Here is a 25724-nt window from a genome sequence, read left to right on the forward strand (position 1 = left end):
TAGATTTCAAATGCCTTTAATCAGTTTAACCATGCTTTATACCAAACATGAAATTATAGCATGTGAACGCTGTGGTATAAAAGTTGAATGTAAAGCAAATAACTATACACAATGCCAATGTAGTACAGTTAAGCTTAACTTAAACGAGGTACAATATATTTCTGAAAATTATGATGGTTGTATGTGTGCTAATTGTTTGATAGAATTGCAACAGGAATATCAAAAGATGTTAAAGCCTTAAAATCGTAATTTTAATGCTTAAATTGTTAAAAAGAAATAAAATGGAATACAATAAATTAACACCCGAGGAAGAATTCGTAATTATTAATAAAGGAACTGAAAGACCTTTTGTAGGAGAATACACGAGTACCAAAGAAGCTGGAACATATATTTGCAGGCAATGCAATACACCCTTATATACATCAGAAAGTAAATTTGAATCTCATTGTGGATGGCCAAGTTTTGATGATGAAATTGCTGGCGCTGTAAAACGTTTACCAGATGCAGACGGCAGGAGAGTAGAAATAGTTTGCGCAAATTGTGGCGGGCATTTGGGGCATGTTTTTGAAGGCGAAAGATTAACTGCGAAAAACACCAGGCATTGCGTAAACTCTTTAAGTATGAAGTTTATTCCTAAAGCCTAATTAATTTAAGGAATACGTAATATTACGTAGTTAAAAATACCAATTTACACACATTATTTCCGAAAATAGCAATTGTAATTTAGGCTTAAAATTTAAACCTAAATTACAATATCATGCTAAAACCAATACTAAAACAATTTTTATTTCTCTTTTTATTATTAGGTTCTGCAAATTTATCTGCACAATCTTTTGATGATTTAAAAAGGAAAAATGGCAAAAATGCTTTCGAGGAAGATTGGCTGAAAGTTTTTGTTCGCTATACATCTGCTAATAGTAAATACACGCCAAATTATAGTGGTTTTACCATTAATGTAGCCATAAGAGAAGATAATTCTAAAAAATGGGGTTTAAGAACTCGATATGAAAACCCAACGTTAGGCGATTTATTTTACTCAATTGTTAACCTTTCTAAAGATATTAAAAATGGTACTTCAACAAAAGAAGTATATGACGACCATGCTCATGGAGGAGGTTTTTTAGGCTGGTATCAAGTTTATCTTAATGCTTACACAAGCGGTAAATTAATTATTAGCCCCGGTATTACTATGGGAGATTATATTTATGGTTCAAGGTATGATAAAGGAAACGGTAAAAAGGATTATGACCCTAATGGATACTATTTTGCGGTTGGTCCAGCAATAATGGCTTCTTACGTTATTAATAAGAAATTATGGTTAGATGGGTATATCAACTACGATATTTCTGTAGTAAAAGTGAAGAATGATTCTGTAGATCCGGATTATAAAAAACCTTCTTTTATGAGTATTGGTGCAGATTTGAATACCACTTATAAATTTTTTGGAGGTTTTAGAATCAATAAATTAATTGATAAAGGAATTAATAAAGATAATTCGTCGAGGTTAGATATTTCTTTTGGGATGTGCTTTTAAAAACTGTAAATCTTAATTATGTAAAAATTTTTACAGCCACTAATTTTATTAATCTAATCAAATATCTTCTTGTAAATTTGGCAAATGGCAGAAGATTTAAATATTTTAAAGGGAAGTAAAACAGATCAGTATAATGGTCTTATTCCTCAAATTAAAGCACTTGTTGAAGGAGAGACTGATTTAATTGCTAATATGGCAAATGTATGTGCTGCACTTAAAGAGCAATTTAATTGGTTTTGGGTTGGGTTTTATATGATTAAAGAAGATGAATTGGTACTAGCTCCTTTTCAAGGACCAGTAGCTTGTACCCGCATAAAGTTGGGCAAAGGTGTTTGTGGTGCAGCTTGGCAACAAGCTCAAACTTTAATTGTTGCAGATGTTGATGCTTTTCCGGGTCACATTGCTTGCAGTAGCCTTTCTAAATCAGAAATTGTGCTTCCTATTTTTAAAAATGATAAAGTAATAGGTGTTTTAGATGTTGATAGTGAACATTTAAACCATTTTGATAAAGATGACGAAATAGGGTTAACTACTATTTTAAGTTTGTTGAGGATTTAATTTTCCTCAACTAACTTTAATAAATCTTTTGGTAAATCATCAATAATGTCAATATCAGATAAAGTTGGTGTTGTAGCGTAAGTAATATTTAGATTTTCTAAAACCCTTGTAGTAGTTGTATAAACTTCATCTGTGCTCCAAGCTACATCTGTAAATAATTCTTGCACCATTTTAGTTAAGCCAAGCATATAATAACCGCCATCTTTTGCAGGGCCAATTACAACTTCGGTGCTTTTTAAAAGTTGAAAGGCTTGTTCAATAATTTCTTGATTTAGCTCATAACAATCAGAACCTATAATTAAAATTCGTTCGTATCCTTTTTTAAAAAGCTGTTCAAAAGCATCCTGCATTCTGCCACCCAAATCGCTTTCTTTTTGATAAGCAGTCTGGTAAATAGGTTCTCCCCAAGCTATTTTATTTTCTGACACCTTGTCATAAAACAAATACTTGTCTGATTTTAAATTTTTAGTAATCAGGTTAGTATGATTTAAAAGTTCAATATATACTTTAAGTGCTTTTTCGTTTCCAACGCTAGCTGCTAATCTGGTTTTAGATCTTCCTAATTCAGGATATTTCAAAAAAATAATTACAGCTTCTTTACTCATTATAAATTTGTTTGTATAAATTGGTCATTCTTTTTTGATAAATACGCAGAAAATAAAAGCAGAGATTATTTAATTAATCCAGTTATTACGTAATTGTTTAATCCTAATAAAATAACTTTCTGGTGCTTCTTAATCTGATATAAAGAATCGGGAATGTAGGTAAGAGTATCTGTTGTATGATAAAGATAATTATCACCTTGGTTAACTATTGTTATTTTGGATGGCTTTAAGTTTTGTAAATTAATCTCAATACTTCTAACCCTTAAGTCAACTTCCTTAGCGGTATATTTAATTTTATTTGCTGTAGAGTCTTTAGTGTAACTATCTTTCCAAGCGGCTTTATTAATGTCTGATTCTGTGAATAAAGAAAACTCTTGTTCCCAATTACTGATAATCAAATTCTGTTTCTCGGCAACTTTATTTTTAGCTACTGTTTTAACAATGCTTTTATTTTTTAATAGTACAGCTTGTTCGCCAAAGTATGCCTGTAAATCGAAATAATAAATTTGTTTCCGAGTTGTAGGTTCATTACATGAATTACAACCCGAAAACAATATTACAATGATGAATAAATAAAAAAATTTAATCATTAAATTAAAACTTCGCCAGTCATTTCAGCAGGGATTTCAAGATTTAATAACCTAAGTATAGTTGGAGCAATATCTCCTAGTTTACCGTTTTTGATTGTTTTATAATCATCGTCAATTAAAATACAAGGCACTAAATTAGTGGTATGTGCAGTATTTACAGATCCATCAGCGTTTATCATATAATCTGCATTACCATGGTCGGCAATAATTATAAAGGAATAACCATTTTTTAAACCAGCTTCTACAACAGCTTGCGCACAAGCATCAACGGTTTCTACAGCTTTAACTACAGCTTCAAAAACACCGGTGTGCCCAACCATATCAGGGTTTGCGAAATTTAAACAAATAAAATCTGCCCAACCATTTTCAAGTTCTGGTATAATTGCTTGTTTTATTTCGTTTGCACTCATCTCTGGCTGCAAATCATAGGTAGCCACTTTTGGCGAAGGAATCATGATACGCTTCTCGTTCACAAATTCTTTTTCGCGTCCGCCAGAAAAGAAAAATGTAACGTGAGGATATTTCTCTGTTTCGGCAATTCTAATCTGATTTTTGTGCTTATCCTCTAAAACTTCCCCTAAAGTCTTCACTAAATCATCTTTGGTAAAAACTACCTTAACATTATTAAAAGTTTCGTCGTAAGTAGTCATGGTAACATAATGAAGATTTAAAGGCTTCATTGCCAATTCCGGAAACTCTTTTTGAGTAAGTGCAACTGTTATTTCTCGCCCTCTATCAGTTCTAAAATTGAAGCAAATTACCACATCACCTTCTTCAATATTCCCAACTGGGTTTCCTAATATGTCTGTTTTAACTAAAGGTTTTATAAACTCATCAGTTACACCATCTATATAAGATTGATTAATCGCAGTAGTTAAATCAGTTACTTTTTCGCCAACACCATTTACCATTAACTCATAAGCCAATTTAACACGTTCCCATCGGTTATCTCTATCCATGGCAAAATACCTTCCAATAACACTGGCAACTTGTGCGGTAGAGTTTTGTAAGTAATCATTTAAATTAGTTAAATAATCAAAACCTGCATTAGGGTCTGTATCTCGTCCGTCTGTAAACGCATGAATAAAAACATTTTTTAAACCGTAAAAATTTGCAGCGTCGCACAAACCTTTAAGGTGTAAAGTATGAGAATGTACTCCACCATCAGAAAGTAAACCTATAAAATGTACTTTTTTATTATTGTATTTGGCATATTCAAAAGCTTGAGCTAAAACAGGGTTAGTTTTAAAGTCGCTATCTTTTACAGCTTTATTTATACGCCCTAATTCTTGGTAAACTACACGGCCAGCACCTAAATTCATGTGCCCAACTTCTGAGTTTCCCATTTGCCCGGCTGGCAAACCAACCGCTTCACCAGAAGCTTCTAATCTAGAATTTGGATATTCTGCAACACATTTATCAAAAAATGGGGTATTTGCAGCTATGATGGCGTTTGAAGAGTCATTATTTCCATATCCCCAGCCATCTAGGATAAGAAGTGCAACTTTTTTATCTTTCACAAAGCAAATATAAAAAAACTACTTAAGAAGACATCGTAACCAGTGGTTATTAATTTTTAATTAATTATGGCATAATTTATGGGCAATAAATTTATAAGTTTGTAACAATGAAATATACAATTACGTTAATTTTGATATTTATAATGAAATGCACTATGGCTAGTGATGTCATAGACGATGTTGCAACTACCTTTAAAAACGGTGATGCTAAACAAGTTGCAAAATATTTCTCTACTACTGTAGAGTTATCAATCTTAGAAAAAGAAGATATATACTCATCTAGTCAGGCCACACTCATTTTAAAAGATTTTTTTGCTAAGCATCCATCTTTAAGTACAAAAATTATTCATAAGGTAACATCTAATCCTAATTTTAAATTTGGTGTTATTTTATACACTACAAGTAAAGGAAATTTCAGAATTAGCTTTGAGTTTAAAAACAATTCAGACAATTTTATACTGTCTCAAATTAGAATTGAAGAAAATAAAGGTTAATACAATCATAAAATTTATATTTTTGGGATAGAAAATATAGATTTTGGACAAAGAAATATTACAACAATTTATAGATAATGCTCTTAAAGAGGATATTGGTGATGGCGACCACACCTCATTATCTACCATTCCGCAAGCTTCAACAGGTAAAGCAAAGCTTTTAATTAAAGAAGACGGTATTATTGCAGGTATAGATTTTGCAATGGAAGTTTTTAAAACTGTTGACCCAACTTTACAAGTTGAACTTTTAATTAAAGATGGTACTCCTGTTAAATACGGAGATATTGCTTTTTACGTAACAGGTAGCTCTCAATCTATTTTAATAGCAGAGAGATTGGTTCTTAACACTATGCAAAGAATGAGTGGTATTGCAACTACGACTAACAGAATTGTGAAATTGATAAGTAGTACAAAAACGAAAGTTTTAGATACCAGAAAAACTACTCCTAATTTGAGATTTTTAGAAAAACAAGCTGTAAAAATTGGAGGAGGTGTAAACCACCGTTTTGGTTTGTACGATATGATTTTAATTAAAGATAACCATGTTGATTATGCTGGTGGTATCTCTGAAGCTATAAATGCAGCCCTAAAATATCTTAAAGACAAGAACCTAAATCTCCAAATTGAAATTGAGGTAAGAAGCATAAATGAATTAAAAGAGGTAATGGGTGTTGGGCATGTAGATAGAATTTTATTAGATAATTTTAATTACAGCCAACTAAAAGAAGCTGTGGCATTAATTAACGGTAAGTTTATTACAGAAGCATCTGGCGGTATAACAGAGGATACTGTCTTAGATTACGCAAAATGCGGTGTTGATTATGTATCTATGGGTGCCTTAACTCACTCTGTAAAAAGTTTAGATATGAGTTTAAAAGCAGTTATTAATTAATACATTTTGAGAAATAGATATTTTAATCTTAATATAGCTTTATGATTTCTGCTTATTCCATAGGAGCATTGCTTTTGGCTTATTTATTTGGCTCGATTCCAACAGCAGTTTGGATTGGGCAGGCATTTTACGGAATTGACGTTAGAGAATATGGTAGTGGAAATGCTGGTGCAACAAACACTTTTAGGGTTTTAGGCAAAAAAGCAGGAATTCCGGTTATGCTTTTAGACATTTTAAAAGGGTGGACAGCTACTAACTTGGTTTCTTTTATTGGTTTATCTGTTACCGGTCCAGAAAATTCTATTCAATTTGTAAATTATCAATTAGCATTAGGTATAGTTGCGGTAATGGGGCATTTGTTTCCAATTTTTGCAGGTTTTAGAGGCGGTAAAGGTATTGCTACTTTATTTGGTATGATATTGGCAGTGCACCTTCCGTCAGCTTTGCTGTGCGTTCTTGTATTTGTAATAGTTTTGTTGTTAACAAAGTATGTTTCTTTAAGTAGTATAAGTGCTGGTTTTACATTCACATTTAGTGTGATTTTTATTTATCAAGTATCTGTAAAAGCAATAGTTATATACGGTATGTGCATTTGTATATTAATTTTAGTAACTCACCAAAAAAACATAGAAAGACTTTTACATGGCAAAGAATCAAAAGTAAATCTGTTTAAAAAGAAACAAATTTAAATTAATTGATTTTTATGAATATTAAAGCAATTGCAGTAATCGGAACTGCGAGTTTATTAATGGCTTGTTCTACTGTGCCATTAACGGGCAGAAGACAAGCTAATTTAGTGAGTGATACAGAAATGCAGCAGATGGCTGCGGGTAGTTATAGAGAATTTTTGACAACCCCAGGCACCAAAGTTTTAAACAATTCACAAAGTAGAAAAGTTAAAGAAATAGGTGCGAAGATCCAGAATTCTGTAACTAAGTATATGAATGATAACGGTTACGGTAATCAAATTGCTGGTTTTAACTGGGAATTTAATTTGATTGAAAGTAAAGACGTTAACGCATGGTGTATGCCTGGCGGTAAGGTAGCTGTTTTTACAGGTATTTTACCAGTTACCCAATCTGATGCAGGTTTAGCAACAGTAATGGGGCATGAAATTGCACATGCTATAGCAAAACATTCTAATGAACGTTACTCTCAGCAAATGATAGCTCAAGGTTTAGGGGCAATTGTTGGATCTGCAGTTACAAAAACGGAAGCAGGTATGGGTGTTTTTAACCAAGTTTTTGGAATTGGCGCACAAACTGGGGTATTGTTGCCTAATTCAAGAAAGCAGGAATCAGAAGCTGATAGATTAGGATTAACTTTTATGGCTATGGCCGGATACAATCCACAAGAGGCAGTTAATTTTTGGCAAAGGATGGCTGCGCAAGGTAATGGACAAGCGCCCGCAGAATTTTTAAGTACTCACCCAAGTGATGCTACAAGAATTGCGGATATTAAAAAATATTTACCTGAAGCACAAAGGTATTACGTTAGAAAATAATTTATTCTTACGTTTAAAAAGGTCCTGAAAACTTCATGTTTTTAGGACCCTTTTTTTTGTTTTAAAACTTAAAAGAGAAGACATTAAATTATAGGTTTAAAAAAGACTTTAGAAAATCTCTTTACGAATCTTCATCCTATTATGTTTCTTTCATCTATGAGTAAACAAATATCTATTTGGACCAGCTAAATTAAACGATTGATTTTTTAGGGTGTACTTTCAATAAAATTACCTATTAACCTCAGTTCGATTATTAATTCATATTTAACATGTTAATAATCATAATTTTAAATTTAAATCCAAAACCGCACAGGCTTTCCTGCCCTCATGCCGGGCATTGGCAGGCACTTTTTTCCGAAAAAAGTTCCCAAAAACTCTCGCCTGCGTCCGATGCTATGAACGGAAGTGCTTTAGCAGTTTCATCTATTCCGCACCAGACAAGGGCGAATTAACTGTAATTAATGTTTGTACTTTAAATAAACTTAGTAAAATTAATCCTCAATAATAATCGAACTCAGGTTATTAACCTCAGTTCGATAATTAATGATTAAATTAAGATGATTTGGGCGTTTTAACACGCTGTTCGCTGTATCTTTTTGGCTTATCCTTCGACTCCGCTCAGGGTTACAAAAAAGGATGCCGCTTCCATCTTTAACGCTCTTGAATAATTAAAAAACTTGGCTTGGGACATTAGAAACTAGCAAAAATTATCGAACTCACGTTATTACAATTTAAGTTTCTAAGAAAAGAAAGCTAGACAATGTTTTGAGTTGTTAGGTATTAAACTAATTTAAGCTTAAATTTTGTGACAGAGATTAGTAGTTTTTTTTAACGATACGTATGTTTTAATTGCGTTTATGAATGATGAAAGAAACAAAAGAATCACAATTAAAGAAGATACCTATTGAAACTCATAAACTTTCAATTGGAGAGGTATTTTGCCATTAAAAAATGACCCTTAAACCAAAATTATTGCAAATAAAAAGCGGGCAAAGTTTTTAAGTTTTGCCCGCTTATGTAAAATTTTAATTTTAGAACCTTACACCAAAAGTTATAGAAACTCTATTGGTTCTTGTTTCAATACCTGCTCTAGGTTCGTTACCATTATTTAATGCATAATTTCTATATTCCAAGAAATTATTACTATTAATTAAAGCTGCATCTAAATAATACTCGCCAAATCTATAACCTATACCTCCACTAAAACTATTAATGGTATAGTCCGAATTATTTAAATCTTTGTAGGGGTTTCCAGATGATTGAAAACCAGCTCTCAATAAAAAGCTTTCATCCAATTTAATTTCACCACCAACGCTATAATTCAATACGTTTTGATAAGTCCTCATAATATCTCTGTTAGAGCTTACATCTTGCGAACTGTTATTGGAACTAAATTTAATGGAAGAATAATCAACAAAACCTACATCAGCTGATAAGAAACCTTTATCGCTAAAGAAATAAGCCAAACCCCCGTTTAACTTAAGTGGAGTGTTCAAATTGTATTCAAAAGGATACGAATCAGATGCTGATGCACCTGTGTTTCTGTCAGAAAACTCTTCCGAATAATTGTCTGTTACTCTAAACCAAGTTGGAGACTCAAAATTTAAACCTACCCTTAATTCTTTTGTTGGTTTTAAAATTAATCCCAATTTTAAATTTACTCCAGAACCTTCTGTATCAAAATTTCTTGCGTAATTAACATTATAATCTACACTATTACCATTATTTGGGTCAACATATAAGCTTTGTTCGTTTGTTGTTTCCATAGAAGTGTATCTAAAAGAAGATAAGCCAACAGATGCTCCAAAAAACACTTTATTACTAAAATTAGTACCTACAGAAAAATTCACATCAGAGCTACCTCCGCTTCTCAAGACGTCGTAAGTTTGGTCTGTATCTGTAAATGTTATGGGAAAATAATTAGGGTTTCCAGCAGCATTATAATCGGTTAAAAAGGAAACAAATGCTGCATTGTTTACATTAGATATTAAATCTTCTGGAGCTCTTGGTGTTCCGTTAAGCCTATCAGCGTTAGATTCTTGTGCAAAAAAGTCGCCTAAACCATTTAAGTTTGTTTCTCCTGCAAATGAATAATTATTTTTGTAGGCAGCTCTTTTTTGATAACCTATACCAAAATTCAAACTCAATAAACCCTTTTTTAAGTCACCTTCTTTGTATGTTCTGGTATGAAAAACAACTCCAACATTACTCAAATCAACGTTAGAATTACTTAATTTACTGTCGGTACCTAAAAAGTTTACATCACTATTTCCAAACCTTATTTCGGGAGTTAAGCTGAATTCTGATTTCGAAAACATTCCCAAACCAGCAGGGTTTCCATAAACTGAGCTTATATCACCACCAATTGCAGCTTTTTGTCCGCCCATTCCGCCAAATCTAGCTGTAGTACTGTTTTCAAATTGCGAAAACCTTAGAGCGTCCGCTGTGTACTGTGAGAAGGCAGTTTGTGCAATAATTATAAAAACTGCTAATAATAATTGTTTTTTTAATTTCATTTTAGATAGATATATTAATTTCCGCCTCTTGTTGGTCTTGATGAAGAACCGCCACCGCCACTTGATGAACCACCAGAGCTTGGTGATGATGATCTTCCACTTTGCGTTGAAGGTGAACTTGATGGAGCATCACTTCTTGTTGGTCTGCTAGTAGGTTGAGAACTTGGTTGTCTTGTTCCTTCGCTAGTTGATGGTCTAGTTGGTCTGCTGTTGGTACTTGGCGTTCTAGCAGGCTGACTATTAGTATTCCTATCTGAAGTTGATGAACCTGATGATGAACGACTTGGTCTTCCGTAAGGATTATAAGAACCATCATTTCTTGAGTTTTCCACAGAAGGTCTGCCATTATTTCCAATAGAAGTTGGTCTTGGACTTCTGCTTGGTGGCATCTGAATAGAGCCTCCATCCGCATTTCTTGGTCTCATATTGTCATAACTTCCGTTTGGTCTTGGGGTTAAATTTCTGCCTACACTACCAAAGCCACCTCCGAAATAAGGATTTCCAAAACCATTACCTATAAAGCCGTTACCAAAAAATCCTGGTTGGTAAAAGGAGTAAATTCCCCAATAAGGTGAGTTACCAAAACCGAAATTGTTAAATCCAAATCCTCCACCCCATCCGTTACCATAAAAATTATTAAAGCCTAAACCAAATCCACCGCCCCAGCCCCAGCCATTTCCGTAAAAGTTATTGAACCCTCCACCCCAGCCATTGCCGTAGAAGTTATTAAAGCCAAATCCACCGCCCCAGCCATTACCGTAAAAATTATTAAAGCCAAAATTTTGCGGACCCCAAAAAGGATCAAACATTAAATTATTGTTGTAATAATAATCCCTCCATGTAAAATTATTATTCCAATTATTACGGTCAAATCTTGATATATTATCATAACCATCATAATAGGAATCGTTATTTCTATCGTAACCATTTTGGTCTACATAGTTATTATCATCTTCACTATAGTAATTATTGACAGCGTAATTAATTTTGTTCGCCTCTACATCAGAGAAATAAACATCGTCTGTATTTTGTGTAGCTAATCTGCCACTAGAGCAAGCACTAAACAGCGCAGCAATAGCACTGATTGCTAAAATTTTGTATGTTGGTATATTATTCATGGCTAAATAGGTTTAAACGCTCTAAGCTTTACTAATTAAATTTATAACTTTGACCCTAGTACAATTACATTTATAAAAATACAAAAATTATTCCAAAATATATATGAGCAAGGGCTTAACAAGTAGATCCGAAGATTATTCTCACTGGTATAACGAATTAGTTACCAAAGCAGATCTTGCAGAACATTCTTCTGTAAGAGGTTGTATGGTAATAAAACCCTATGGTTACTCCATTTGGGAGAAAATGCAAGCAGTTTTAGACCAAAAATTTAAAGATACGGGTCATAGTAACGCTTATTTCCCTTTATTCATCCCTAAGTCATTTTTTTCTAAAGAAGCTTCTCACGTTGAGGGCTTTGCTACAGAATGTGCCGTAGTTACTCATTATAGGTTAAAGAACGATGGCAACGGAAATATTATTGTTGATGAGGATGCGAAGTTAGAAGAGGAATTAATTGTTCGTCCAACATCTGAAACCATTATTTGGAACACTTACAGAGGTTGGATTCAATCTTATAGAGATTTACCAATATTAGTTAACCAATGGGCTAACGTGGTACGCTGGGAAATGCGTACGCGTCTATTTTTAAGAACTACTGAGTTTTTATGGCAAGAAGGGCATACTGCACATGCAACTGCTGAAGAAGCTATTGCAGAAACCGAACAAATGCTACATGTATATGCGGATTTTGCTGAAGAGTTTATGGCTATGCCGGTGATAAAAGGTAAAAAAACAGCTAACGAACGCTTTGCAGGTGCTTTAGACACCATGTGTATTGAAGCTTTAATGCAAGATGGCAAAGCTTTACAAGCGGGTACTTCCCACTTTTTAGGTCAAAATTTCGCTAAAGCTTTTGATGTAAAGTTTACTACTAAAGAAGGAAAGCAGGAGTATGTTTGGGCTACATCTTGGGGTGTTTCTACACGATTAATGGGTGCTTTAATTATGGCGCATTCAGATGATCAAGGATTGGTATTGCCTCCTAAATTGGCTCCTATACAGGTTGTTATTGTTCCAATTCATAAAGGTGATGAAGAATTAGCTAAAATATCTGCGGAGGTTGAAAAGATTACATCGGCTTTAAAAGCCAAAGGAATTTCTTTTAAATATGACAATAGAGATACACAAAGACCTGGTTTTAAATTTGCCGAGTATGAGTTAAAGGGTGTTCCGGTTAGGTTGGCATTTGGTGGCAGAGATTTAGAAAGTAATACAATTGAGATAGCAAGAAGAGATACCAGAACAAAAGAAACTATTTCTAGAGATGGTATTGCTGACGTAATTGAAAACTTATTAGAAGAGATTCAAAATAATATTTATCAAAAAGCATTAGATTACAGAACTGAAATGACCACTGAAGTAAATTCTTATGAAGAATTTAAACGAGTATTAACAGAAAAAGGTGGTTTTATTGCTGCACATTGGGACGGTACTTCAGAAACAGAGGCGAAAATTAAAGAAGAAACTAAAGCAACAATTAGGTGCATACCTTTAAACAACAAACAAGAAGAAGGAGTCTGTATGGTAACAGGTAAACCTTCTAAAGAAAGAGTGTTATTTGCTTTGGCTTATTAAGGGGCCTCATCCTAAATCCTTCTCCGAAGGAGAAGGACTTTTCTTATTCTGTGGAAATTGAATTTGATAGTAAAATGTAAATTTTAATAAACTAGATATGACAGAAAACAAGAACAACAATATAAGTACTCCCTCTCCTTCGGAGAGGGTTGGGGTGAGGCAATTACGTTTCGCAACTAAAGCAATACATGCAGGTCAGCATCCAGACCCAACTACTGGAGCTGTAATGACACCTATTTATCAAACTTCTACCTATTGGCAAAAAACACCAGGAGATAATAAAGGGTACGAGTATTCTAGGGGTACAAATCCAACTCGTAAAGCTTTAGAAGATTGTATGGCAGCTTTAGAAAACTGTAAATACGGTTTAGCTTTTTCAAGCGGGATGGGTGCTACAGATGCCGTAATGAAAACGTTAAAACCTGGTGATGAAGTAATTACCGGGAATGATTTATACGGTGGTTCTTACCGTATTTTTACCAAGGTTTTTGCAAACTATGGCATTAAGTTTCATTTTATAGATTTAACAAATCCTGAAAATATCTCTGCTTTTATTAACGAAAATACTAAAATGGTTTGGTTAGAAACACCTACCAATCCAATGATGCAGATTGTTGATATTGAATCTGTTGCGGCTATTACCAAATCTAATAGTTTAACATTAGTAGTTGATAATACTTTCGCATCTCCATATTTACAAAACCCAGTTGATTTAGGTGCCGATTTGGTGATGCACTCTGTAACTAAATACATTGCTGGTCACTCTGATGTGGTAATGGGAGCATTATTAACCAATAATGAAGCGTTGTACAAGCAACTGTGGTTTATGTACAATGCTTGTGGCGCAACACCTGGTCCGCAAGATTCTTTTTTGGTTTTGCGTGGGATAAAAACCTTGCACTTAAGAATGATGGCTCATTGTGAAAATGGCGAAAAAGTAGCTGCTTTTTTAAGAAATCATCCTAAAATTGAAAAGATTTATTGGCCTGGTTTTATAGATCATCCTAATCATGAAGTTGCTAAAAAGCAAATGCGTGGTTTTGGTGGAATGATATCTATTGTATTGAAAGATGCAGATTTAGCCGAAACTTTTAGAATTTCAGGATCTTTTAAGGTATTTACTTTAGCCGAATCTTTAGGAGGAGTAGAGTCTTTAATAAATCACCCCGCAAGTATGACGCATGGTTCTATCCCAAAAGAAGAAAGAGAGAAAGTAGGTGTGGTTGATAATCTTTTACGTTTAAGTGTAGGCGTTGAAGATATTGAAGATTTAATTGATGATTTAAGACAAGCTTTAGCTTAAATAGGCTTAAAGCTTAATGCTCAAGGCTAAAAGCTAAGGTTTTGTATTTTGATATTTTAAATTTTTATTTAGCCTCAATAACACCATTAAAACTGATAGCGTCTCGGTTATTACTATTGATATTTAGTGTAGCTGTACCGCTTTCAGTAATACTTAAATACATTGTTCTTGCATTGTTACTATTTTTTGGCTGAATGGTAATTTCATAACCTCCCTTTTTACCATCCTTTTTATTATATGTAAAATCTGTACTTGTAAAACTTAAACCACTATCTCTACCTCCATAATCAACTTGTTGTTGTGCAACTCCAAAATAAGGTAAATAGGAGATAAGGCTATCTGGAGTCACCTTTAAACTATATGTACCATCAAGTTGTAATAATTGTGGTGATATTATTAAACCGGCTCTTAAAGGATTCACTTGTTGAGGAATAAATCTAAATCTATTTTCTGTAATAGCTTGTTCAACAGATTTTTTATATGCTGCCTTTTCTTTTTGACTAAGACACGAAACAAAAAGGATACAAATAGAAAAACCAAGAACGATTTTATTTTTTATCAATAATTTATACATCATTTTAATATTTAGATTATAAATTTAAACAAATTGTTATAACAACAGTTTTATGTTTGAAAACTTAAATACCTAACGTTGAATATTCACATTAATTTCCCAAATATAAAAGACTTTCTTGATGCTAAGGTGATTCAATATAACCAGCCATCATTTATCACTAACGACCCGGTTTGTATTCCGCATTTATTTACAAAAAAACAGGATATAGAGATTATGGGTTTTTGGAGTGCCATGTTAGCGTGGGGTCAAAGAATTACCATTATAAACAAATGTAAAGAACTCATTACTTTAATGGATGGTGCACCTCATGATTTTATCATCAACCATCAGGAAACTGACTTAAAAAGGTTTTTAAACTTTAAACATAGAACCTTTAACGCTACAGATACATTATATTTTATTCATTTTTTTCGTCAGCATTACAGCAATTTTGATTCTTTAGAAGATGCTTTTTTGCCATTTGCAGAAGGGGAATTTAGGTCTAGTTTTAAGGAGATTAACAGCATTTCAAAATTTAAAAAACATACTGTTAGTTTTGGTTCTGATTTAGCTGAAAATACTATTGAAAGTAATTTAAACTTCTTTAGGTCTTACTTTTTTTCTTTGGAGGATTTTCCACGTCGTACTATTAAACACGTTTCTTCACCAGCTCAAAAATCTACCTGTAAAAGGTTAAATATGTTTTTACGTTGGATGGTGCGTGATGATGATAAAGGCGTTGATTTTGGGATTTGGAATAGATTAAAACCGAACCAATTAATTAGCCCTTGTGATGTACATGTTGATAGAGTTGCCCGTAAATTAGGTTTAATTAGCAGAAAGCAAACCGATTGGCAAACCGCTTTAGAGCTGACTCAAAACTTAAGACAATTAGATGCAAATGACCCAGTGAAATATGATTATGCTTTATTTGGATTGGGTGTAGAAGAGAAGTTTTAGATTATAGTTCATAAGTAATCCCTTTTTCAGGAATTACAACTTCCAATCTATTTAGCTCCATATTTACCTTTAAGGCGTTCATGCTCTCTAGCTCGCCATGCACTAAAAACACTTTCTTTAAAGACTGGTTAGGTATTTTAGTTACATATTCCATAATATCTTGATGGTCTCCATGTCCACTTAATAAATCAGTTTTTTTGATGGTCGCAAATACAGCTAATTCTTTGCCTTTAATATTTACAAAAGAATCTCCTCTTAATAAACGATGGCCTAAAGTTCCTCTGGCACAAAAACCGATGAAGAAAATAGTAGCATATAAGTTTTGAATGTTATGGAATAAATGGTCTTGTATGCGGCCGCCTTCTAGCATTCCAGCAGATGAAATGATGATACAAGGTTCAAAGTAATTAGCTATCTCTTTACTTTCCTTTAGTTGTTTAACGTAGCTTAGATTATCAAATTCAAATTCGCTACCATTTTTGTTATAAAAAGATCTTGCCTCTTCGCTAACATAAGCATGGTGTTTTCTGTAAATATCTGTAGCCATAGTTGCCATTGGGCTATCTACAAAAACAGGAATTGGAGGTAAAAGCCCTGCTGTAAATATTTTGTTGAGGGTAAAAACCAAGGATTGCGTACGCCCAACACTAAAAGCTGGAATAATTAACCTGCCGGGTTGGTCAATACAAGCTTCTGTAATCACATTAATTAGGGTGTTTTGTAAACTTTCTTTTGCAGTATGGAACCTGCCACCATAAGTAGATTCGCAAACTAAATTTTGTGTTTCTGGTAGATATTCAGGGTTATTTAAAACAGGGTAATTAGCTCGACCAATATCGCCTGTAAAGGCAATGGTTTTTTGTACCCCATTATCATTTATGGTAAAATGCGCAGCAGCTGCACCTAACAAATGACCAGTTGGTATCAGCTTTAGCGTAATGTTGTTATTAATTTTAAACTCTTTATGGTAAGCTATTGCAACGGTTCTATCAGCGGTATCATTTACATGCCTTTGTAAATAAAGTGGCTGACTGTTGTTGTTTACAAATCTTTTATGTTTAAATTTTCCTCGGCCACGTTTATTATCTTGTTTCCTTAAAAATATATTTACAGAATCTGATAACAATAATTGTGTTAAATCTGCAGTAGGGTAGGTGCATAAAATTTGTCCTTCAAAACCTGCTTTTATTAATGTAGGGATATTACCACTATGGTCAATATGGGCATGGGTTAAAACAACTACATCAATATCAGACGGAAAAAACGGAAAGTTTTCATTTTCTGCAAGCTCTACTCCGCCTTCATAATTTAAACCACAATCTATTAAAATATGATAACCCTCCACCTCTAAAAGGTGCATACTGCCGGTTACCTGTTGAGCCGCTCCCCAAATTGTTAATTTCATATTTAGTTAAAGGTTTTTTCTGATTACACAGATTTCAGCGATTGTTTTATTTGGGCGTTTTAACACGCCTTCCATTATATCTTTTTTGCCATTTGCTCACGTATCAGCGGCAAAAAAGGATGCCATTTCTGTCGTTAACGCAAAACCTATTTTAGTTTATAGTATTGAATAATTCCCACATTCATCCTTCACTCATTCTATTCTTCCTTTCTTTATTCAATCTTAAACCTCAAATTGTAAAGAGCTTAAACGTTTGTATAAACCGTCCTCAATTAATGAAAGTTCTTGATGGTTACCACTTTCTACAATTATGCCTTTATCTAAAACAATAATTTTATCCGCTTCTCTAATGGTTGATAAACGGTGGGCAATGATGATAGAAGTTCTGTTTTTCATTAAAATTTCTAAAGCTTCTTGCACCAATCTTTCTGATTCTGAATCTAAAGAGGAAGTAGCTTCATCTAAAATTAAAATAGCAGGGTCTTTTAATAATGCTCTTGCAATAGCAATTCGCTGTCTCTGTCCGCCAGATAATTTAACACCTCTTTCTCCAACTACAGTTTCGTAAGCTTCTGGAAAACCAGTAATAAACTGATGTGCATTTGCTTTTCTAGCGGCTTCCATAATTTCATCATCAGTAGCACTTAATTTACCATAAGCAATATTTTCTTTTATAGTGCCTCCAAATAAAATCACATCTTGTGGTACTATCGCAACTTGCTGCCTAATATCTGTAAGTGCTAAATCTTTGATCGATTTACCATCAAACAAAATATCACCTTCTATTAAATTGTAAAACTTAAGAATTAAGCTGGCAATGGTAGATTTTCCTGCACCAGATGGACCGACAATTGCAATTTTATCTCCTGCCTTCGCTTCAAAAGAAACGCCATTTAAAACAGTAATATCTTTTCTTGATGGGTAATTGAAAATTGCATTGTTAAAAGATAAATTACCTTTTAACACTTCTTTAATTTCGTTTTCAGATTCTTTTATTGAGATAGGTTCGTTTTCTTCTTGTAAAATCTCTAAAACTCGTTCAGAAGCACCAATTGCTTTTTGCACATTAGCGTAAAGCTCAGGAAAACTACCCATTGCAGCACCCACAAAAAACGAATATAAAAGGTAAGCAACAATATCTGCTACATTTAAACTGCCTTCTTTTACTAAAACAGCACCATACCATAAAACACCCATTATTGCTCCAAATAAGCAAAAAACAATAAAGGAAGCAAAAAGGCCACGATAGTTAGCACCTTTTAAAGCAATTTTCACAACTTTTTGTAAGCTTTTTTCATAACGATTTGCTTCAAAAGCTTCATTTACAAAAGCTTTTACGTTTGAAATACCTTGTAGTGTTTCTTCAACAATGGTATTAGATTCTGCTAATTTATCTTGTGCATTTTTAGATATTTTACGTAAAGCTTTTCCGAAAAACACACCAGCCACAACTATAACTGGGAAAATACATAATAGAAAAAAGGTAAGCTTGCCAGAAACGTAAATTAATATGCCAATACCACCAACCAAAAGAATAATTTGCCTCACCATTTCTGCTAAGGTGGTGGTTAAAGTATCTTGAACTTGTGATAAATCTGCCGAAATTCTACTATTTAATTCGCCAACTCTTCTGTTTGCAAAAAAGTTCATTGGCAAGGTAATCATCTTAAAATAAGTATCTCTTCTAATATCAGCTAAAGCTTTTTCAGCAACTTCAACAAATAACCTTATCCTAAAAAAAGAAACAAAAGCTTGTATAAATAAAATTGCAAAAGCGATATAACCAATTTGGTTGATAGAATTTGGTAAACCATATTTTGGAGCTTTATCAGTAGCTACATCAATCATTACCTGTATAATAGCAGGAAACAACAATGCGCCACCACTGCTAATTAATAAAAATACGGTACCAATAATGTATTTTGTTTGATAAGGCTTTATGTAACTAATTAAAGCACTTATTTTCTTTATGTTTTCTGAATTTATTTTTGATTTTGAGAATTCTTGAGCAGGGGATGAGCTGCTATTTAATCCGTTTCTTGCCATTTATAAGAGTTGTTTAGGCAAACCATGCCTATTAAATTATTACGAAATTAAAACTAAAATTAGGTTTTAAGTTATTTTAGAGAAATTTTACGGAACGCAAACACAGCGAAACTAATAATTGCCAAAGCCAAAGCAAAAGTTACCAATTGGTAAAATTTTTTACTTTTTTGCTGTTCTTTCAATTCGGCTTTTACCAATTCGTTTTCTGTTTGAAGCTTATTAATGGTACTCATGTAAGCTAAATTTCTACTTTCAGATTCTTTTGATTTATAACTTATCGTTTCTTGTTGGTAGGTCTTAAAATCTAAGAGCGTTTTTGTTTCTTTTAATATTGCATTGTCAGTTTCAATAATAGCTTGCAAAATATCCATGCTTTTTTGCATATCTTTTTTAGTTTTTAAACCAAAAATTCCAGTTTTTTGGTTTAAGCTTTCAGAAAACTGACCGTATTTTGCGGCTTTAGCATCTAACATGCTATTAATTTTATTTCTCTGTAATTCATAAGCTAAACTATCTGCATTTTGAAAAGAAAAAGCTTTATAAGAAAATAGGGTTAATAATATTAAGAGTAAATTTTTCATAATTAAGAATTAAATGTCCAAGCTTCTGCTTTTTGTAAAAATAAAGGTTTAACCTTTTTCCAAGTATTTATAAATAACTCAGAGTTTCTGTAATTCTCCAAATCGTTAATACTTTCCCAATTACTTAAAGTAAAGAACACTTGAGGTTGATTAAGGTCTTGCTTTAATTCAACACTTTTGCAACCTGGCATTTCTAATATTTTTGGTTGCGCTTGTTCAAAAATAGTTTTAAAATAATGTATTTCTGTTTCTATAAAGTGCATTTTAACCAATCGCAAAATCATTAATGAAAATCAATTAAAATGGTGTCGTTAGCTTTTAGCCCTAATAAGCCACTCGCTTTCCCTTTATTAATTGCAATTTCTAAATGGTCTGATATACCAAATAAGCATAATTTTTCTCCTTCAGGCACTTCATCATAATGCCAAGAAAGCTGAGAGATGGATTCGCTACGTTTAAAATGTAACGTAAATTTACGTCCGGCTTGTACTTTATTAAATAAATCTTTAGTAATATTGGTGACTACATTTTCAAAAGAATCTATAAAAATAACAGAACCTTTAATTAAGTTTTTCTCAATTACAGGATGAAAATTCATCTTTTGCTCAATTTCAAAAGTACGTTCGCCAATATCTTTTAATAAACCGCCAGCAGCTAAATGACAAGCGGCTTTTACAAAAATATCTGCAAGCGGAAAATGTAAAAACTTTAAATCTTGTAAAATGTTTATTTCTACAACCTCTTGTGGTGTTTCTTCAAAAATTAAAGAAAATATACCATTATCAGACCCAACAAAGTAATGGTCGCGGTATTTAACAGCCAAATATTTATTAGCGGCACTGTAAACAGTATCAATGCCAATTAAATGTACAGTTTCTTTTGGGAAGTAATAAAAACTGTTTTTTAATAAAAATGCAGCCTTAGAAATATTAAATGCTTCAATCTCATGGGTAATGTCAATAATATTCACTGTAGGTAGTGTATTTAAAATACTACCTTTTAACGCTGCCTGATAAAAATCTTTATAACCTAAATCTGTGGTTAAAGTAATAATTGCCATCAATATTGTGAATATTTATTCTTAATCTTGTATCACAAGATTAATGCTACAAATATCAAATTTTTAATTCATATTAATATCAGAAACGTAAAATCTATAAATGAACGAACTGAAAATTACTTTAGAAGCCGTTAACCCAGCAGTGCTTTGGGGGCCAAATAATGAGTATTTTGAATTAATAAAACGCTCTTTTCCAAAACTTAAAGTAGTTGCCAGAGGTAATGAAGTTAAGGCAATTGGCGATGAAAAAGAGCTCACCATTTTTAATGAAAAATTAACAGCTATTATTGAGCACTTAGATAAATATCAAAATTTATCTACTAACGATGTATCTGCAATTTTAGGTGAATCTGCAAGACCTGTTGTGAAATCAGAAAATACAGAAGGTGCTGATGTTGCAAATTCATCATCGGAGGTTATAGTTTTTGGACCAAACGGAATAATGGTGAAGGCCAGAACCGATAACCAAAGGCGTATGGTGGGCAGTATTATTAAAAATGATGTTTTATTTGCAATAGGCCCCGCCGGAACTGGTAAAACTTATACTGCGGTAGCTTTGGCAGTAAGGGCTTTAAAAAACAAAGAAATAAAAAGAATTATTTTAACCAGACCCGCAGTAGAAGCAGGAGAAAATTTAGGTTTTTTACCTGGTGATTTAAAAGAGAAAATAGACCCTTACTTGCGTCCGCTTTATGATGCTTTGGATGATATGATTCCTGCTGACAAGCTGAAAACCTATTTAGAAAATAGAACCATTGAAATTGCGCCATTAGCTTTTATGCGTGGCCGTACTTTAGATAATTGTTTTGTAATTTTGGATGAAGCGCAAAATGCTACCGATATGCAGTTAAAAATGTTTTTAACAAGGTTGGGACCATCGGCTAAATTTATTGTAACCGGAGATGTTACCCAGATAGATTTACCTAAAAAACAACAATCTGGTTTACACAATGCCCTAAGAATTTTAGATGGAATTAAAGGTATTGATGTGATTTATTTAAGTGGTAAAGATGTGGTGCGTCATAAGTTAGTGGTTAAAATATTAGAAGCTTACGGAGATATTCAGTAAAGTAGATTTGAGATACTAGATTTGAGACTGATTTGCAAATTTCATAGCTAATAGAATAAAAAACGAATAAAAATTTGAGTAATGATTTGAAATAGAAAACTATAAAAGTTCTCAATTTTCATATTTCAATACTCACATCTAAAAAACAATGCAAGCAATAAAAGAAACAAATTACAAATTCCCTAACCAAACAGGGTTTTATAAAGGTAAAGTAAGAGACGTTTATACCATTAACAATGAGTATTTGGTAATGGTTGTTAGTGATAGAATTTCTGCTTTTGATGTGGTTTTACCAGAAGCTATACCTTATAAAGGGCAAGTTTTAAATCAAATTGCAGCTATATTTTTAGATGCCACAAAAGACATAGTGCCAAACTGGGTGGTTAAAGTTGCTGATCCAAGTGTTACAATTGGTAAAATTTGCGAACCATTTAAAGTAGAAATGGTTATCAGAGGTTATTTAGCAGGACATGCAGCCAGAGAGTATGCTTTAGGAAAACGTGAAGTTTGTGGCGTTAAATTACCAGAAGGTTTAAAAGAAAACGATAAATTACCAGAGCCAATTATCACGCCTACAACAAAAGCATCTGTTGGACATGATGAAGATATTTCTAGAGAAGCTATTTTAGCTAAAGGAATTGTTAGTGAAGAAGATTTTTTGAAGTTAGAAGAGTACACCAGAGCATTATACCAAAGAGGTACAGAAATAGCTGCTGAACGTGGTTTAATTTTGGTTGATACTAAATATGAATTTGGAAAAACCAATGGGGTAATTTATTTAATTGATGAAATTCACACACCTGATTCTTCAAGATATTTTTATAAAGATAGCTACCAAGATTTACAAGATAAAAATGAGCCACAAAAGCAATTATCGAAAGAATTTGTTAGAAAATGGTTGATAGAAAATGGCTTTCAAGGAAAAGAGGGACAGCAAGTGCCAATTATGGATGCGGATAAAGTAAAATCAATTTCTGATAGATATATTGAGCTTTATGAGAAAATTACTGGTAAACCTTTTATAAAAGAAGATGCAAATGATGTTTATAATAGGGTAGAAAACAACGTTTTAAACGTATTAAATCATCTTTAATTATTATATTCTTTTTTTAAATAAAATAATTAACTTAGACAATTAAGTATTGATATGAAATTTACTGTAGATAAACACGAAAAATACATTTTAATAAAGTTAAACGAGGCTAAACTAAACTCTTTGGTATCTCCGCAATTAAAATCTGAATTGATTTTAACTAACACAGAAGGTCAAAGAAATATTATTTTAGATATGTCTCATGTTAAATATGCAGATTCTAGCGGTTTAAGTAGTTTATTAGTTGGCCACAGGTTATGTAAAAATGCTGATGGCGTTTTTATTTTAACAGGAATTAACGAGGCAGTATCAAGGTTAATTACTATTTCGCAGTTAGATAACGTAATTACAATTGTACCTAAAGTAGAAGAAGCCATAGATTTAATTTTTATGGAAGAAGTTGAAAAACAACTAAAAAGAGAGATGAAATAAGCTCTAATTTTCTAATCCAAACCGAACCTATGAAATTTGAAGTCACAATTTTGGGCAGTAGTTCGGCAACACCTATATTTCATAGAAACCCTACTTCTCAGATATTAAATATTAACGAAAAGCTATTGATGATTGATTGCGGTGAAGGCACTCAACAGCAAATGCTTCGTTACGGCATAAAGTATCATAAAATAGACCATATTTTTATTAGTCATTTACACGGCGATCACTTCTTTGGCCTTATTGGTTTAATCTCTTCCATGCATTTAAATGGAAGAACCAAGCCTTTGTTTTTGTACACGCCAAAAGAAATTCAAGAAATATTAGAATTACAATTTAAACACTCTGGTACAATTATAAAATTCCCAATTGAATATAAGTTTACACATACCAATAAATCTGAGGTGATTTTAGAAACCAATGATTTAATTGTAGAGACAATTATTCTTAACCATAGATTACCTTGTACTGGGTTCCTCTTTAAAGAAAAACAGCGATTAAGAAAAATCAATAAAGAACTTGCAGAGGAATTAAATGTGCCACAACAATTTTATGCCTTATTAAAAAAAGGTATAGATTTTAAAGATAGCAATGGCGTAAATCATAAAGCAGAAGATTTAACTTTAGATGCGGATGTTCCAAAAGCTTATGCTTATTGTTCTGATACAGTTGCTGATGGTTCATATATTGAGCAACTATTAGAAGTTGATACTTTATATCACGAATCTACATTTATGCATGATATGGTTGATAGAGCAAAAGAAACTTTTCATACCACTTCTTATGAAGCAGCTCAAATAGCTAAAGAAATGAAGGTTAAAAAGCTTTTGATTGGTCACTTTTCTGCAAGGTATAGAGATTTATCTCCAATGTTGTTAGAAGCCAGAGATATTTTTAGTGAAACTTATTTGGCTAATGAAGGCGAAACTTTTATGATTTAGAGGTTTGCAGTAAACATAGTTTATAAAAAATCTCATATAAAACACAAAATCCTGATTTTTCAATCAGGATTTTGTGTTATTAAAAGCCTTATAAGGCTTTTGAAAGTTTAAAAATTATGCTAAAACTTCTGATACTAAATCAGCAGCTTCTTTTAATAAAATGGCAGAGAACACTTTCAAACCAGAATCATCAATCAATTTCTTAGCTTCAACTGCGTTTGTACCTTGTAACCTTACAATAATAGGCACACTAATGTTTCCCATTTCAGTATATGCATCAATAACACCTTGTGCTACTCTATCGCAACGTACAATGCCTCCAAAAATGTTAATTAAAATTGCCTCAACTTTAGGGTCTTTTAAAATAATTTGAAAAGCAGCTTTTACAGTTGTTGCATTAGCTGTACCACCAACGTCTAAAAAGTTTGCAGGCTCACCCCCAGCAATCTTAATAATATCCATTGTAGCCATTGCTAAACCAGCACCGTTAACCATACAACCAACGTTTCCGTCCAATTTAACATAGTTTAGGTTGCTTGCAGATGCTTCAACTTCAGTTGGGTCTTCTTCATCAGTATCACGCATTGCTGCAAAATCTGGATGACGGAATAAAGCATTATCATCAATGTCAACTTTAGCATCAACCGCTAAAATTTTATCATCAGATGTTTTTAATACTGGATTAATTTCAAACATTGAAGAATCTGTAGCATCATAAGCCTTGTAAAGAGCAGCTATAAATTTAGTCATCTCTTTAAAAGCGTTACCAGATAAACCTAAGTTAAAAGCAATTTTACGAGTTTGGAAACCTTGTAAGCCAACTTTAGGGTCAATCTCTTCTTTAAAAATTAAGTGTGGAGTGTGTTCTGCAACTTCTTCAATATCCATTCCACCTTCGGTAGAGTACATAATGATGTTTTTGCCTGTAGAACGGTTTAATAATACAGAAACATAAAATTCTTTAGTTTCTGAAGCACCTGGATAGTAAACATCTTGTGCTACTAAAACTTTTCTAACTAATTTACCTTCGGCACTAGTTTGTGGCGTAATCAACTGCATACCTAAAATGTCGGTTGCTCTTTGCTTTACTTCCTCTAAATTTTTAGCCAGTTTTACACCGCCGCCTTTTCCTCTTCCACCTGCGTGAATTTGTGCTTTAATCACAACCCAATCAGAGTTGTAATCTTCTTTTAATTTTTTGGCAGCTTCTACAGCTTGTTCTGGTGTTTCAGCAACAATTCCTTCTTGTATGCGAACTCCAAAACTTTTAAGAATTTGTTTACCTTGATATTCGTGAATGTTCATCTTCTAAAAATTTGATGTGAAATTACAAATACCATCCTAAAAACAAAACCTAAAACAGCATTAAAT

Annotated in this window: 27 protein-coding genes; 15 read left to right on the top strand and 12 right to left on the bottom strand. The window is 32.8% G+C overall.

What is annotated here, in order from left to right; genetic code table 11:
• Nucleotides 1-10 precede the first annotated feature (10 nt).
• The 4 genes from ACFSSE_RS13125 (at nucleotide 11) to ACFSSE_RS13140 (ending at nucleotide 2092) form a co-directional block, all read left to right on the top strand.
• On the top strand, nucleotides 11-241 hold the full coding sequence (locus tag ACFSSE_RS13125; RefSeq protein ID WP_379040425.1) for a cysteine-rich CWC family protein: 231 nt from the start codon (nucleotides 11-13) through the stop codon (nucleotides 239-241).
• A 40-nt stretch (nucleotides 242-281) separates the two neighbouring features.
• Complete coding sequence (locus tag ACFSSE_RS13130; protein WP_379040424.1) at nucleotides 282-644, top strand: methionine-R-sulfoxide reductase; 363 nt, start codon at nucleotides 282-284, stop codon at nucleotides 642-644.
• Between the two features lie 113 nt (nucleotides 645-757).
• On the top strand, nucleotides 758-1534 hold the full coding sequence (locus ACFSSE_RS13135; protein WP_379040423.1) for a hypothetical protein: 777 nt from the start codon (nucleotides 758-760) through the stop codon (nucleotides 1532-1534).
• Nucleotides 1535-1618: 84 nt separating this feature from the next.
• Nucleotides 1619-2092 (top strand): GAF domain-containing protein, encoded by a 474-nt coding sequence (locus ACFSSE_RS13140; protein ID WP_379040422.1) that lies wholly within the window; start codon nucleotides 1619-1621, stop codon nucleotides 2090-2092.
• Here the strand turns inward: ACFSSE_RS13140 and ACFSSE_RS13145 are convergent.
• The 3 genes from ACFSSE_RS13145 to gpmI form a co-directional block, all read right to left on the bottom strand.
• Complete coding sequence (locus tag ACFSSE_RS13145; RefSeq protein WP_379040421.1) at nucleotides 2089-2697, bottom strand: TIGR04282 family arsenosugar biosynthesis glycosyltransferase; 609 nt, start codon at nucleotides 2695-2697, stop codon at nucleotides 2089-2091. The genes ACFSSE_RS13140 and ACFSSE_RS13145 overlap by 4 nt on opposite strands.
• A 65-nt stretch (nucleotides 2698-2762) precedes the next feature.
• On the bottom strand, nucleotides 2763-3287 hold the full coding sequence (locus ACFSSE_RS13150; RefSeq protein ID WP_379040420.1) for a hypothetical protein: 525 nt from the start codon (nucleotides 3285-3287) through the stop codon (nucleotides 2763-2765).
• A complete protein-coding gene (gene gpmI / locus ACFSSE_RS13155; protein ID WP_379040419.1) occupies nucleotides 3287-4807 on the bottom strand; it encodes a 2,3-bisphosphoglycerate-independent phosphoglycerate mutase in 1521 nt (506 codons plus the stop codon). The genes ACFSSE_RS13150 and gpmI overlap by 1 nt, the downstream gene beginning before the upstream one ends.
• Nucleotides 4808-4962: 155 nt before the next feature.
• Between gpmI and ACFSSE_RS13160 the strand changes: the two genes are divergently transcribed.
• The 4 genes from ACFSSE_RS13160 to ACFSSE_RS13175 are packed head-to-tail and all read left to right on the top strand — an operon-like array spanning nucleotide 4963 to nucleotide 7697.
• The gene (locus ACFSSE_RS13160) at nucleotides 4963-5301 is read left to right on the top strand and encodes a DUF4783 domain-containing protein (protein ID WP_379100975.1); all 339 of its coding nucleotides are present in this window, start codon (nucleotides 4963-4965) and stop codon (nucleotides 5299-5301) included.
• 43 nt (nucleotides 5302-5344) lie between these two features.
• A complete protein-coding gene (gene nadC / locus ACFSSE_RS13165; protein ID WP_379040416.1) occupies nucleotides 5345-6193 on the top strand; it encodes a carboxylating nicotinate-nucleotide diphosphorylase in 849 nt (282 codons plus the stop codon).
• 41 nt (nucleotides 6194-6234) lie between these two features.
• Nucleotides 6235-6882, top strand: a complete 648-nt coding sequence (gene plsY, locus ACFSSE_RS13170; protein WP_379040415.1) for a glycerol-3-phosphate 1-O-acyltransferase PlsY — start codon at nucleotides 6235-6237, stop codon at nucleotides 6880-6882.
• A 14-nt stretch (nucleotides 6883-6896) separates the two neighbouring features.
• A complete protein-coding gene (locus ACFSSE_RS13175; protein WP_379040414.1) occupies nucleotides 6897-7697 on the top strand; it encodes a M48 family metallopeptidase in 801 nt (266 codons plus the stop codon).
• Between the two features lie 1031 nt (nucleotides 7698-8728).
• On the opposite strand, the gene ACFSSE_RS13180 is transcribed toward ACFSSE_RS13175, so the two are convergent.
• Together ACFSSE_RS13180 and ACFSSE_RS13185 are read right to left on the bottom strand one after the other, a co-directional pair.
• A complete protein-coding gene (locus ACFSSE_RS13180) occupies nucleotides 8729-10213 on the bottom strand; it encodes an OmpP1/FadL family transporter (RefSeq protein ID WP_379040413.1) in 1485 nt (494 codons plus the stop codon).
• 14 nt (nucleotides 10214-10227) lie between these two features.
• Nucleotides 10228-11331, bottom strand: a complete 1104-nt coding sequence (locus tag ACFSSE_RS13185; protein ID WP_379040412.1) for a hypothetical protein — start codon at nucleotides 11329-11331, stop codon at nucleotides 10228-10230.
• Nucleotides 11332-11434: 103 nt separating this feature from the next.
• On the opposite strand from ACFSSE_RS13185, the gene proS reads away from it, so the two are divergent.
• A complete protein-coding gene (proS, locus tag ACFSSE_RS13190) occupies nucleotides 11435-12907 on the top strand; it encodes a proline--tRNA ligase (protein ID WP_379040411.1) in 1473 nt (490 codons plus the stop codon).
• A 97-nt stretch (nucleotides 12908-13004) separates the two neighbouring features.
• Nucleotides 13005-14210 (top strand): cystathionine gamma-synthase, encoded by a 1206-nt coding sequence (locus ACFSSE_RS13195; protein ID WP_379040410.1) that lies wholly within the window; start codon nucleotides 13005-13007, stop codon nucleotides 14208-14210.
• A gap of 64 nt (nucleotides 14211-14274) precedes the next feature.
• On the opposite strand, the gene ACFSSE_RS13200 is transcribed toward ACFSSE_RS13195, so the two are convergent.
• The gene (locus ACFSSE_RS13200; protein WP_379040409.1) at nucleotides 14275-14787 is read right to left on the bottom strand and encodes a DUF4251 domain-containing protein; all 513 of its coding nucleotides are present in this window, start codon (nucleotides 14785-14787) and stop codon (nucleotides 14275-14277) included.
• Nucleotides 14788-14862: 75 nt separating this feature from the next.
• Between ACFSSE_RS13200 and ACFSSE_RS13205 the strand changes: the two genes are divergently transcribed.
• On the top strand, nucleotides 14863-15726 hold the full coding sequence (locus tag ACFSSE_RS13205) for a TIGR02757 family protein (protein WP_379040408.1): 864 nt from the start codon (nucleotides 14863-14865) through the stop codon (nucleotides 15724-15726).
• Between the two features lies 1 nt (nucleotide 15727).
• Here ACFSSE_RS13205 and ACFSSE_RS13210 read toward each other — a convergent pair whose 3' ends face one another.
• The 5 genes from ACFSSE_RS13210 to ACFSSE_RS13230 all read right to left on the bottom strand — a co-directional run bounded on the left by ACFSSE_RS13210 (nucleotide 15728) and on the right by ACFSSE_RS13230 (nucleotide 20818).
• Nucleotides 15728-17131 carry an MBL fold metallo-hydrolase gene (locus ACFSSE_RS13210; RefSeq protein WP_379040407.1) on the bottom strand — a complete coding sequence of 468 codons (1404 nt, stop codon included), beginning with the start codon at nucleotides 17129-17131 and terminating at the stop codon, nucleotides 15728-15730.
• Nucleotides 17132-17353: 222 nt separating this feature from the next.
• Nucleotides 17354-19177, bottom strand: coding sequence for an ABC transporter ATP-binding protein (locus tag ACFSSE_RS13215; RefSeq protein ID WP_379040406.1), 1824 nt, complete (start codon nucleotides 19175-19177; stop codon nucleotides 17354-17356).
• Between the two features lie 71 nt (nucleotides 19178-19248).
• Nucleotides 19249-19758 (bottom strand): hypothetical protein, encoded by a 510-nt coding sequence (locus ACFSSE_RS13220; RefSeq protein WP_379040405.1) that lies wholly within the window; start codon nucleotides 19756-19758, stop codon nucleotides 19249-19251.
• A gap of 2 nt (nucleotides 19759-19760) precedes the next feature.
• Complete coding sequence (locus ACFSSE_RS13225; protein ID WP_379040403.1) at nucleotides 19761-20042, bottom strand: putative quinol monooxygenase; 282 nt, start codon at nucleotides 20040-20042, stop codon at nucleotides 19761-19763.
• A complete protein-coding gene (locus tag ACFSSE_RS13230; protein WP_379040402.1) occupies nucleotides 20042-20818 on the bottom strand; it encodes an SAM hydrolase/SAM-dependent halogenase family protein in 777 nt (258 codons plus the stop codon). Before ACFSSE_RS13230 ends, ACFSSE_RS13225 begins: the two co-directional genes overlap by 1 nt.
• Before the next feature lie 100 nt (nucleotides 20819-20918).
• On the opposite strand from ACFSSE_RS13230, the gene ACFSSE_RS13235 reads away from it, so the two are divergent.
• The 4 genes from ACFSSE_RS13235 to ACFSSE_RS13250 all read left to right on the top strand — a co-directional run bounded on the left by ACFSSE_RS13235 (nucleotide 20919) and on the right by ACFSSE_RS13250 (nucleotide 24353).
• Nucleotides 20919-21887: a PhoH family protein gene (locus ACFSSE_RS13235; RefSeq protein WP_379040401.1), complete on the top strand. Its 969-nt coding sequence runs from the start codon at nucleotides 20919-20921 to the stop codon at nucleotides 21885-21887.
• Nucleotides 21888-22035: 148 nt separating this feature from the next.
• Nucleotides 22036-22980: a phosphoribosylaminoimidazolesuccinocarboxamide synthase gene (locus ACFSSE_RS13240; protein ID WP_379040399.1), complete on the top strand. Its 945-nt coding sequence runs from the start codon at nucleotides 22036-22038 to the stop codon at nucleotides 22978-22980.
• Between the two features lie 54 nt (nucleotides 22981-23034).
• Complete coding sequence (locus tag ACFSSE_RS13245) at nucleotides 23035-23412, top strand: STAS domain-containing protein (protein WP_379040398.1); 378 nt, start codon at nucleotides 23035-23037, stop codon at nucleotides 23410-23412.
• Nucleotides 23413-23441: 29 nt separating this feature from the next.
• Entirely contained in the window at nucleotides 23442-24353 is a 912-nt protein-coding gene (locus tag ACFSSE_RS13250) for a ribonuclease Z (RefSeq protein ID WP_379040397.1), read from the top strand.
• A gap of 114 nt (nucleotides 24354-24467) precedes the next feature.
• Here ACFSSE_RS13250 and sucC read toward each other — a convergent pair whose 3' ends face one another.
• Nucleotides 24468-25658 carry an ADP-forming succinate--CoA ligase subunit beta gene (gene sucC / locus ACFSSE_RS13255; RefSeq protein ID WP_379040395.1) on the bottom strand — a complete coding sequence of 397 codons (1191 nt, stop codon included), beginning with the start codon at nucleotides 25656-25658 and terminating at the stop codon, nucleotides 24468-24470.
• Between the last annotated feature and the right edge of the window lie 66 nt (nucleotides 25659-25724).

Source organism: Pedobacter alpinus (genome assembly GCF_042684645.1).
GTDB lineage: Bacteria > Bacteroidota > Bacteroidia > Sphingobacteriales > Sphingobacteriaceae > Pseudopedobacter > Pseudopedobacter alpinus.

What these genes read in the sequence shown, in the direction of transcription:
- ACFSSE_RS13125 (WP_379040425.1), top strand. Translation starts at nt 11, where the DNA reads ATGCCTTTAATCAGTTTAACCATGCTTTATACCAAACATGAAATTATA.
- ACFSSE_RS13130 (WP_379040424.1), top strand. Translation starts at nt 282, where the DNA reads ATGGAATACAATAAATTAACACCCGAGGAAGAATTCGTAATTATTAAT.
- ACFSSE_RS13135 (WP_379040423.1), top strand. Translation starts at nt 758, where the DNA reads ATGCTAAAACCAATACTAAAACAATTTTTATTTCTCTTTTTATTATTA.
- ACFSSE_RS13140 (WP_379040422.1), top strand. Translation starts at nt 1,619, where the DNA reads ATGGCAGAAGATTTAAATATTTTAAAGGGAAGTAAAACAGATCAGTAT.
- ACFSSE_RS13145 (WP_379040421.1), bottom strand. Translation starts at nt 2,697, where the DNA reads ATGAGTAAAGAAGCTGTAATTATTTTTTTGAAATATCCTGAATTAGGA.
- ACFSSE_RS13150 (WP_379040420.1), bottom strand. Translation starts at nt 3,287, where the DNA reads ATGATTAAATTTTTTTATTTATTCATCATTGTAATATTGTTTTCGGGT.
- ACFSSE_RS13160 (WP_379100975.1), top strand. Translation starts at nt 4,963, where the DNA reads ATGGCTAGTGATGTCATAGACGATGTTGCAACTACCTTTAAAAACGGT.
- plsY (WP_379040415.1), top strand. Translation starts at nt 6,235, where the DNA reads ATGATTTCTGCTTATTCCATAGGAGCATTGCTTTTGGCTTATTTATTT.
- ACFSSE_RS13175 (WP_379040414.1), top strand. Translation starts at nt 6,897, where the DNA reads ATGAATATTAAAGCAATTGCAGTAATCGGAACTGCGAGTTTATTAATG.
- ACFSSE_RS13180 (WP_379040413.1), bottom strand. Translation starts at nt 10,213, where the DNA reads ATGAAATTAAAAAAACAATTATTATTAGCAGTTTTTATAATTATTGCA.
- ACFSSE_RS13185 (WP_379040412.1), bottom strand. Translation starts at nt 11,331, where the DNA reads ATGAATAATATACCAACATACAAAATTTTAGCAATCAGTGCTATTGCT.
- proS (WP_379040411.1), top strand. Translation starts at nt 11,435, where the DNA reads ATGAGCAAGGGCTTAACAAGTAGATCCGAAGATTATTCTCACTGGTAT.
- ACFSSE_RS13195 (WP_379040410.1), top strand. Translation starts at nt 13,005, where the DNA reads ATGACAGAAAACAAGAACAACAATATAAGTACTCCCTCTCCTTCGGAG.
- ACFSSE_RS13200 (WP_379040409.1), bottom strand. Translation starts at nt 14,787, where the DNA reads ATGATGTATAAATTATTGATAAAAAATAAAATCGTTCTTGGTTTTTCT.
- ACFSSE_RS13210 (WP_379040407.1), bottom strand. Translation starts at nt 17,131, where the DNA reads ATGAAATTAACAATTTGGGGAGCGGCTCAACAGGTAACCGGCAGTATG.
- ACFSSE_RS13215 (WP_379040406.1), bottom strand. Translation starts at nt 19,177, where the DNA reads ATGGCAAGAAACGGATTAAATAGCAGCTCATCCCCTGCTCAAGAATTC.
- ACFSSE_RS13220 (WP_379040405.1), bottom strand. Translation starts at nt 19,758, where the DNA reads ATGAAAAATTTACTCTTAATATTATTAACCCTATTTTCTTATAAAGCT.
- ACFSSE_RS13225 (WP_379040403.1), bottom strand. Translation starts at nt 20,042, where the DNA reads ATGATTTTGCGATTGGTTAAAATGCACTTTATAGAAACAGAAATACAT.
- ACFSSE_RS13230 (WP_379040402.1), bottom strand. Translation starts at nt 20,818, where the DNA reads ATGGCAATTATTACTTTAACCACAGATTTAGGTTATAAAGATTTTTAT.
- ACFSSE_RS13235 (WP_379040401.1), top strand. Translation starts at nt 20,919, where the DNA reads ATGAACGAACTGAAAATTACTTTAGAAGCCGTTAACCCAGCAGTGCTT.
- ACFSSE_RS13240 (WP_379040399.1), top strand. Translation starts at nt 22,036, where the DNA reads ATGCAAGCAATAAAAGAAACAAATTACAAATTCCCTAACCAAACAGGG.
- ACFSSE_RS13245 (WP_379040398.1), top strand. Translation starts at nt 23,035, where the DNA reads ATGAAATTTACTGTAGATAAACACGAAAAATACATTTTAATAAAGTTA.
- ACFSSE_RS13250 (WP_379040397.1), top strand. Translation starts at nt 23,442, where the DNA reads ATGAAATTTGAAGTCACAATTTTGGGCAGTAGTTCGGCAACACCTATA.
- sucC (WP_379040395.1), bottom strand. Translation starts at nt 25,658, where the DNA reads ATGAACATTCACGAATATCAAGGTAAACAAATTCTTAAAAGTTTTGGA.